Source organism: Streptomyces sp. NPDC001634, assembly GCF_040298185.1.
In the GTDB taxonomy this organism is placed as follows: domain Bacteria; phylum Actinomycetota; class Actinomycetes; order Streptomycetales; family Streptomycetaceae; genus Streptomyces.
The window spans coordinates 1-8401 of the sequence record NZ_JBEOZU010000175.1; the positions used below are offsets into that span (position 1 = coordinate 1).

Genomic DNA, 8401 nt, shown 5'->3' on the forward strand with positions numbered 1-8401 from the left:
GGCGCCACCACGTGCCGCCACGCGGACAACCGGCGAAGCGGCACCGACCTCGGCCACGCGGACGACGGGCGCGGCGGCGCAGCCCCCGCGCTCGCAAGCGACCAACCTGACAGACCAGCCCGCACTCTCCGCCCCGGCCGGCCCGACGGAGCGGCCCGCGGACCACCAGGCTGCGGACGCAACCACGCACCCCCCGGGCACGCCGGCCGCCGACACGGCGCCACCACGTGCCGCCACGCGGACAACGGGCGAAGCGGCACCGACCTCGGCCTCGCGAGCAGCGGACCCGGCGGCCCAGCCCGCGGACCCGGAGGCGGCCGGTGTGTCGAGGCAGTCTGCGGACTGGCAGGCTGCAGCCCCGGCGGACCGGCCCGCGACCCCGCAGTCGGCCGGCAACCCAAGCCGACCCGCCGACCCGCAGGCCCCAGCCCCCATCGACCCGCCCGCGACCCCGTCGTCAGCCGACCCGGAGGGCTCGGGTTCCGGTAGTGCGTCGGTGCGGCAGCGGGTCGGGATTGCTCAGGCCGCGTTGCTTTCCTCGCTCGTGGCCGGTACGCCCGTGCCCGAGGGGTTCGACCGGGTGCGGCTCGGGGTGCAGGCGCGTGCCCTCGGTGCCAAGCGGGCCGGTGTCGTGGCCAAGGTCGCGCCCGAGTTGCCCGAGATCCTCGGGGAGGAGTACCGGCCCGCCTTCTTCGCCTACGCCCACGGTCACCCGATGACCGGCGGCTACCGGCGCGACGCCCTCGACTTCGCCGAGCACCTGCTGCTCGCCGGACGGCCCGAGGACGCCGAGGCGCGGCGCCGGCTGCGCGACTGGTGGCTGGAGCGCTCGGGACCCACCCCGCCGTCCCGGCACCCCGCGGCCCGCCTGGCCCGGGCGACCCGCCGGGTGCTGCTGCGTCACTGAGCGGCGCAGGCCCTGTATCACCCCCGGGCGCACCCCGGGGGCCGTCCTCGTGGAATGTGCCGCGGTTAACACAGCGGTCGCACCGCACACTCACAGCGATTGGTTTGCCGTAATACGCCACCGAATGCCCGCCATACGCATGCGGCATTCGGCGCGCGATGACCGCTTTTCAACTGTTTTTCTTCCCACGGGAGTTGGCGGATACGGCGCAGTAATATGCCAATCCGCACCCGAAGCGCACTAGCGTGCGGTGCCGCAAGCAGGAGGCACCATGCGATCCAGACCCATCCAAGGCCGCGGAATCTTCAACGGCACGGGGCTCCTCATCACTTTGCTCGCGGGGACCCTCGCCGCACTGATCTTCCCGGTCTGGTCCTACGCGGACCGCTCCGGCACGGGCCTCGACACCCTGAACGCCCAGACCGTGTCGACGCAGTACGGCCCCTTGTCCGCCCTGGACCGGGACTTCGTCACCCGGGTGCGGCTGGCCGGACTGTGGGAGCTGCCGGCGGGGCAGCAGGCCGAACAGAAGGGCAGCACCCAGGCGGTCCGCACCGCCGGCGAGCACCTCGTCGCGGGCCACACCTTCCTGGACGCCCGGGTCCGCGACGTCGCCGCCCGCCTCGGTCTGGCCCTGCCCAACCAGCCCAACGCACAGCAGCAACAGTGGCTCTCGACCCTGAACACGGCCCAGGGCGAGGAGTACGACCGCGACTTCGCCAACATCCTGCGCCGGGCCCACGGCAAGGTCTTCGCCGTCGTCGCCCAGGTCCGCGCCACCACCCGCAACTCGCTGGTACGCGCCCTCGCCGACGACGCGAACACCACCGTCCTCGACCACATCAAGATCCTGGAGGCCACCGGCTACGTCGACTTCGACGCGCTGGCCCAGGACGCGGCCACCGCCACCCCGCCCCCGCTCACCAACTCCCCCGCCCCGCCGGGCCCCACGGACGACCCCGGCACACCGGTTCCGGTGACCCCGTCGGTCACCTACTCACTGCCACCGGCGGCGTCCAGCCCGCCTCCGTGACGGACCGCTCCGCCGGGAGCACCGAAGGCGGCAGCGGACCATTTGCCCGCCGCGGGTGACGGGGAGCCGGGCGCGCCCGCCCGGCGGTGCCGCACAATGTCGGGGCCCCGCGCCCCTCGCGGGGCGCGGGTTCCGGTCAGGCGAGCCCGGCGACAAGCTCCGCGACCGACTTCCGGCGGCCCGTGAAGAAGGGAACCTCTTCGCGAACGTGCATCCGGGCCTCCGAGCCGCGCAGGTGGCGCATGAGGTCGACGATGCGGTACAGCTCGTCGGCCTCGAAGGCCAGCATCCACTCGTAGTCGCCGAGGGAGAACGAGGCGACCGTGTTCGCCCGCACGTCCGGGTAACCGCGGGCCATCTTGCCGTGGTCCGCGAGCATGCGGCGACGGTCCTCGTCCGGCAGCAGATACCAGTCGTACGAGCGCACGAACGGGTAGACGCTGACGTAGTTGCGCGGCGTCTCGTCCGCGAGGAACGCCGGGATGTGCGAGCGGTTGAACTCGGCCGGGCGGTGCAGCGCCATGTTCGACCAGACCGGCTCCAGGGCACGGCCCAGCTTCGTACGGCGGAAGAGGTTGTACGCCTCCTGCAGCTGGTCGCTGGTCTCGGCGTGCCACCAGATCATGAGGTCGGCGTCGGCGCGCAGGCCCGACACGTCGTACGTACCGCGGATGGTCACGTCCTTGGCGGCGAGCTGGTCGAACAGCTCCTGGACCTCGTCGGCGTAACCGGCGCGGTCCTCGGGCAGCACGTCCTTCAGCTTGAAGACGGACCACAGCGTGTAGCGGATGACCTCGTTGAGGTCCTTGGCCAGCTTGCCCTTGTTCGGGATCCGGCCGGACTCGGTGGTGGGGGCGTCGTCACTCATGTCCCTTATTCTCCTGCTCCTCCGTGCAGACTCTGCACCGGGTTGGCGGTGAGCTCCTGCACACCGCTGAGGTCTCCGCCCAGCTGGTCCACGGCCGCGTGCGCACTCGCGATGCACGCCGGGATGCCGACGCCGTCGTACGCCGCGCCGCACACGGCCAGTCCCGGGAGCTTCGCGATGTGCTCGCGGATACGGGCCACGCGCGCGTGGTGGCCGACGGGATACTGGGGCAGTCCGTCGGTCCAGCGTGTGACGCGGGCCTCCAGAGGAGTGGCGTCCAGGCCGGTCGCCTCCCGCAGGTCGTGCCGTGAGACCGCCACGAGGTCGGCGTCCTCGCGCTGAAGGATCTCCGTCTCGCCGTACCGCCCGACGGACGTCCTCAGCACGACCACGTCCGGGTCCTCGTCCGCGATCCAGCCCCACTTCTGGGAGGCGAAGGTCGACGCCTTGATCGAGCGCCCGTCGACCGGCGGGACGAGGAAGCCGCTGCCCTCGGGGAGGGCGAGGTCGGCGCGGCGGTAGGCGAGGGTGACGAGGGCCATGGAGGCGTACTCGACGGTGCGCAGCTCGGCGGCTGCGTCGGGGGACGCGGTGCGCAGCAGGCGGGCGGCGTCACGGGCGGGAGCGGCGACGACCACCGCGTCCGCCTCGATGACGTAGTCCTCGATCAGGACCTCCCAGCCCTTGGAAGTGCGGTGCAGTTCGTCCGCCATGGTCTTCAGGAGGATCTCGCCGCCCCGCACCCGCACCGACTCCGCGACGGCGAGCGGGAGTTGGCCCACGCCTCCCTCGATGCCCATGAACACGGGGCCACTCGTCTGCGGGGCCGCCGCCGCCTTCGCCTGGATCTCGCGGACCGCCTCCGTCAGCGAGGTGTGGGTCTGCGCCGCGGTGAAGAGCTGGGGCACGGCCGAGCGCATCGAGATGCGGTACGCGTCACCCGCGTACACCCCGCCCAGCAGCGGTTCCACCAGGCGGTCGACGACCTCGCGGCCGAGGCGCGCCGCCACGTACTCCCCCACCGCCACGTCGTCGCCGACCTCCGTGCGCGGCAGCTCGGCGTCGCGCTCGATGCGGCGCAGTCCCTCCTCGGACAGGACCCCGGACAGTGCGGACGCGGCGCCGGGAACGCCCATCACATGCCCCTTCGGTATCGGTCGCAGGGCGCCCCGTGTCCAGATCGAGGCGGTCGAGGTGGCGGGCGGCTGAAGGCGGTCCGTGAGACCCACCTCGCGGGCGAGCGCCACCGCCTCGGGCCGCCGCGCCAGCATCGACTCGGCCCCGAGGTCGACCCGCACGCCCGCGATCTCCCCTGGCAGCAGCTTGCCGCCGACCCGGTCCGACGCCTCCAGGACCGTCACCCGTACGCCCCGGTCCAGCAGCCGGTGGGCGGCGGCCAGCCCCGCGATCCCGCCTCCGATGACAACGACATGCCCCGCGTCCGCGCGGGCCTCCACTGCGCTCATGTCCCCCAGCCTCTCAGACCCCGGGGACGGCACAGCAGGGGCCAAGAGTCCCTGCCGAGTCCCGACCGTGACCTCTTCGGGACCGGATCCGGCCAACGTTCGGTCCTGTACGGGCGTCGAAGGAGCGTCCGTCACGACGATCCTCGGGGGTACCACCGCATGCGCACTCCACCCTCCGCACGGCCGGTCCGGATGCTGGCCGCGACACTGCTCGCCGCCGCACTCGCGCTCGCGGGCTGCAGCGCCGGAGCCAACGACAAGAGCGCGGCGAGCAGCAGCGGCGCCAGGGCCGCCGCCGGCGACCAGCGGCAGGGCGCCGCCGACAGCGCCACGGGCGGTGACCCGAAGGCCCGCCGCGGCACGCCCCGGCTCACCGCGAACGACATCATCCGCACGGCGTCCCTGACCGTGCAGGTGAAGGACGTGCCCAAGGCGCTCGACGAGGCGCGGACGACCGTCGAGAACGCGGGCGGGTTCGTCGGCGACGAGAGCACCAGCCGCGACACCGACGGCCACGAGCGCACCCGGGTCGTGCTGCGCGTCCCCACGGAGAAGTACGACGAGGTGCTCACCGCGCTGCAGGGCGCGGGCCGACTCATCGACCGCACCGCCAAGGCCGAGGACGTCACCGACCAGGTGGTCGACGTGGACAGTCGGATCAGGTCGCAGCGCGCCAGCGTGGCGCGGGTGCGCGAGCTGATGGACAGGGCGACCAGGCTCAGCGATGTGGTCACCCTGGAAGGGGAGTTGAGCTCGCGCGAGGCCGATCTGGAGGCTCTGCTCGCCCAGCAGGCGTCCCTGAAGGACCGCACCGGCCTCGCCACCATCACGCTCTCGCTCTCCGAGACGCCGGTGAAGAAGGCGGCGAAGGACGACCGGCCGGGCTTCCTGGACGCCCTCGCCGGCGGCTGGGGCGTGTTCGTCACGATGCTGCGGTGGATCGTCCTGGCGATCGGCGCGGTACTCCCGTTCGCGGTGCTCGCGGCGCTGCTGCTCCTGGTGTGGGTACGGGTCGTCCGCCCCCGGCTGCCGCGCAGTCCTGCGCCCGCGCCCGCCGCGACAGCGCTCGGCCCGCTCCCCGTGGCCCGCACGGCGCCCGAGGGGGCCCCTGAGGAACACGGTCCGGGCGGGCAGGACTGAAATTCCCCGTCCCCGTAGCGTGTTCGTATGAGCATGAGCCGTACGAGCCGTTCGACACAGCGCCTGGTCGTGATCGGCGGCGACGCGGCGGGTATGTCCGCCGCGTCGCAGGCGCGCCGCCTCAAGGGCCCCGACGAGCTGGAGATCGTTGCGTTCGAACGCGGCCACTTCTCCTCGTTCTCCGCCTGTGGCATCCCGTACTGGGTGGGCGGCGACGTCGCCGGGCGTGACGAGCTGATCGCGCGTACGCCGCAGCAGCACCGGGAACGGGGCATCGACCTGCGGATGCGGACGGAGGTCACGGAGATCGACGTCGCGGGCGGCCGGGTGCGCGCGCGGAACGTCGACACCGGGGCCGAGGCGTGGACGTCGTACGACAAACTCGTGATCGCGACCGGCGCGCGCCCCATCCGGCCGGACCTGCCCGGCGTCGACGCGCCCGGAGTGCACGGGGTGCAGACCCTGGACGACGGCCAGGCGCTCCTGGACACGCTGGCCGCCACGAAGGGGCGCCGCGCGGTGGTCGTCGGCGCGGGCTACATCGGCGTGGAGATGGCGGAAGCCCTCATCAACCGCGGCTACGAGGTCACCGTCGTCAACCGCGGCAGCGAACCCATGGCCACCCTGGACCCGGACATGGGCCGCCTGGTGCACATGGCCATGGAGGGCCTCGGCATCACCATGGCGAACGACGCCGAGGTCACCAAGATCCTCACGGGGAACGACGGCCGGGTCCGCGCGGTGGGCACCGAGGCGGCCGAGTATCCGGCGGACGTGGTGGTCCTGGGCATCGGCGTACGTCCGGAGACGACGCTCGCGAAGGCAGCAGGGCTGCCGCTCGGCGGGCGTGACGGCCTGCTGACGGACCTGGCGATGCGGGTACGCGGCCACGAGAACATCTGGGCCGGCGGCGACTGTGTCGAGGTCCTCGACCTGGTCTCCGGACGCGAACGGCATATCGCGCTCGGCACGCACGCCAACAAGCACGGGCAGGTCATCGGCACCAACGTGGGCGGCGGCTACGCCACGTTCCCGGGCGTCGTCGGCACGGCCGTGAGCAAGGTCTGCGATCTGGAGATCGCCCGCACCGGCCTGCGCGAGAAGGACGCGCGGCGGGCAGGGCTCCGGTACGAGACGGTCACCATCGAGTCGACCAGCCGCGCGGGCTACTACCCGAACGCCGCAGCCATGACGGTGAAGATGCTCGCCGAACGCCGCACCGGACGGCTGCTCGGCGTCCAGATCGTGGGCCGGGAGGGCGCGGCGAAGCGGGTCGACATCGCGGCGGTGGCGCTCACGGCACGCATGACGGTCGAGGAGATGACGTCCCTGGACCTCGGCTACGCGCCGCCGTTCTCACCGGTGTGGGACCCGATCCTGGTGGCGGCGAGGAAAGCGGTGGCTGCGGTACGGAGAAACGCCGGGTGAGTGGAGCGCCCCGACAGGGGCGCGGGGCTGCGGTCATTATGCGGCTCCGCATGCGGCTCCGCCGCGTGGGCGCGGTCAACCACGAACGACCCGCAGCTCACGCACAGCCCCAGCCCCCACGGCGCCCCGATCAAGCCGTCTCGTGCTGGCCGACTCCGTTGATCCGCTCGATCGCCTGCCGCGCCTGCTCGGCCGGAGGCCGGGGCGGCAGCGACGACACGGACGCACTGGACGTCACGGCGGGCGGCTGCACCCCCGCCGGCTTCGCATGCGCGGCAGCCGCCCGCGTGGAACGCAACCGGTGGCTGACCGCCTCGTCCAGGGTCACGGGCCGCTGCATCTGCGAAGCAAGCCGCGCGGCCTCCTGGCCGAGCCGGGCGACGTCCTCCCAGGGCAGGTGGACCACCAGGGCGAGCTCGGCCTCGCCGTCGGGCAGAGCGTGGATCGGAGGAGTAACTCGGTCGTTCATCGCCTGTTCCTCACATCGTCCCCGCGACGCTCCTTCCCCGCACCGCGGGCGGTTGAGGAGACATACGCACAGGCGGACGACCGCGTTCACCGATTCACCAAGCCCATCCAGGGCAGTAGTTCCTTGTGGTCATCCCCGTCCATGACGTGAACCCGGTACGCCGTACGCCCTATGTGACGTACGCGTTGATCGCGGCCAACTTCGTCGTGTTCCTCTTCACTCCCGGCATAGCCGGCTCGGTGGCGGGTCAGAGCGACCTGTCCCAGCTGTGTCACCTCCAGGCGTTCCTGGAGCACTACGCGGCGGTGCCGCGGGAGTTGATCCACGATCAGCTGCCCCGGCTCGTGCCCACGGGCGCCGTCGGCGTCGGCTCGCATGGCGCCGGGTGTGTGGTGGCTCCGCCGACGTACCACAAATCGCCGCCGGTTTCGGTGTTCACGGCGATGTTCCTGCACGGCAGCTGGCTGCACCTGCTGGGCAACATGCTGTTCCTGCTGATCTTCGGGAACAACATCGAGGACCGGCTGGGCCATGTCCGCTTCGCGCTGTTCTACGTCGCGTGCGGATACGCGGCTGCGTACGGCTTCGCGTACCTCAACGACACCTCGCACGACCCTCTGATCGGCGCTTCGGGTGCCATCGCGGGCGTGCTCGGCGCGTATCTGGTCCTCTACCCGCGGGTCAGGGTCTGGATCCTGGTCCCGTTCCTGCTCTTCCTGCCCCTTCGGCTGCCCGCCTGGATCGTGCTCGGCTTCTGGTTCGTGCTGCAGGCGGTCTACTCGTCCGGCGGCGCCGTCTCCTCGGCCGGGACCGTGGCGTACGCGGCCCATGTCGTCGGATTCATCGTGGGCATGGTCCTGGCCTGGCCGCTGCGCCCGGGCACCCCGCCACCGCCCGAACCACGCGGCCTGCTGTTCGGCAGGCAGGCGCGGCACGGTTGGTGAGGCGTCGCGCGTTCAGCGACGGGCGACGGGGCGCGCAGCGGCGACTGGGCCGAAGGGGCGCGCCCGGCGGCGACGTGGCCGTCGCGCTCCAGCACACGCTGCGTCAGGGCGTAAGGTCCGCTGTGGAGCAGGCCGTGCAGCAGGCG

At 72.3% G+C, this 8401-nt stretch carries 8 protein-coding genes; 5 read left to right on the forward strand and 3 right to left on the reverse strand.

What is annotated here, in order from left to right; translation table 11 throughout:
- Positions 1-907: SCO6045 C-terminal-like domain-containing protein (locus ABT186_RS46775; RefSeq protein WP_502973546.1), on the forward strand; the 907-nt coding region annotated here is incomplete at its 5' end.
- A 271-nt stretch (positions 908-1178) separates the two neighbouring features.
- On the forward strand, positions 1179-1940 hold the full coding sequence (locus ABT186_RS46780; protein WP_351234389.1) for a DUF4142 domain-containing protein: 762 nt from the start codon (positions 1179-1181) through the stop codon (positions 1938-1940).
- Between the two features lie 136 nt (positions 1941-2076).
- On the opposite strand, the gene hemQ is transcribed toward ABT186_RS46780, so the two are convergent.
- Positions 2077-2808 (reverse strand): hydrogen peroxide-dependent heme synthase, encoded by a 732-nt coding sequence (gene hemQ, locus ABT186_RS46785; RefSeq protein WP_351234387.1) that lies wholly within the window; start codon positions 2806-2808, stop codon positions 2077-2079.
- A 5-nt stretch (positions 2809-2813) separates the two neighbouring features.
- On the reverse strand, positions 2814-4274 hold the full coding sequence (gene hemG, locus ABT186_RS46790; RefSeq protein ID WP_351930510.1) for a protoporphyrinogen oxidase: 1461 nt from the start codon (positions 4272-4274) through the stop codon (positions 2814-2816).
- A gap of 159 nt (positions 4275-4433) precedes the next feature.
- Here hemG and ABT186_RS46795 point away from each other — a divergent pair, with 159 nt between their 5' ends.
- Together ABT186_RS46795 and ABT186_RS46800 are read left to right on the forward strand one after the other, a co-directional pair.
- A complete protein-coding gene (locus ABT186_RS46795) occupies positions 4434-5414 on the forward strand; it encodes a DUF4349 domain-containing protein (RefSeq protein ID WP_351234383.1) in 981 nt (326 codons plus the stop codon).
- 27 nt (positions 5415-5441) lie between these two features.
- Positions 5442-6842, forward strand: coding sequence for an FAD-dependent oxidoreductase (locus ABT186_RS46800; RefSeq protein ID WP_351930512.1), 1401 nt, complete (start codon positions 5442-5444; stop codon positions 6840-6842).
- Between the two features lie 130 nt (positions 6843-6972).
- Here the strand turns inward: ABT186_RS46800 and ABT186_RS46805 are convergent, their stop codons facing one another.
- The gene (locus tag ABT186_RS46805) at positions 6973-7311 is read right to left on the reverse strand and encodes a hypothetical protein (protein ID WP_351237886.1); all 339 of its coding nucleotides are present in this window, start codon (positions 7309-7311) and stop codon (positions 6973-6975) included.
- Between the two features lie 125 nt (positions 7312-7436).
- Between ABT186_RS46805 and ABT186_RS46810 the strand changes: the two genes are divergently transcribed.
- Complete coding sequence (locus tag ABT186_RS46810; RefSeq protein WP_351237887.1) at positions 7437-8255, forward strand: rhomboid family intramembrane serine protease; 819 nt, start codon at positions 7437-7439, stop codon at positions 8253-8255.
- The last annotated feature ends 146 nt before the right edge of the window (positions 8256-8401 follow it).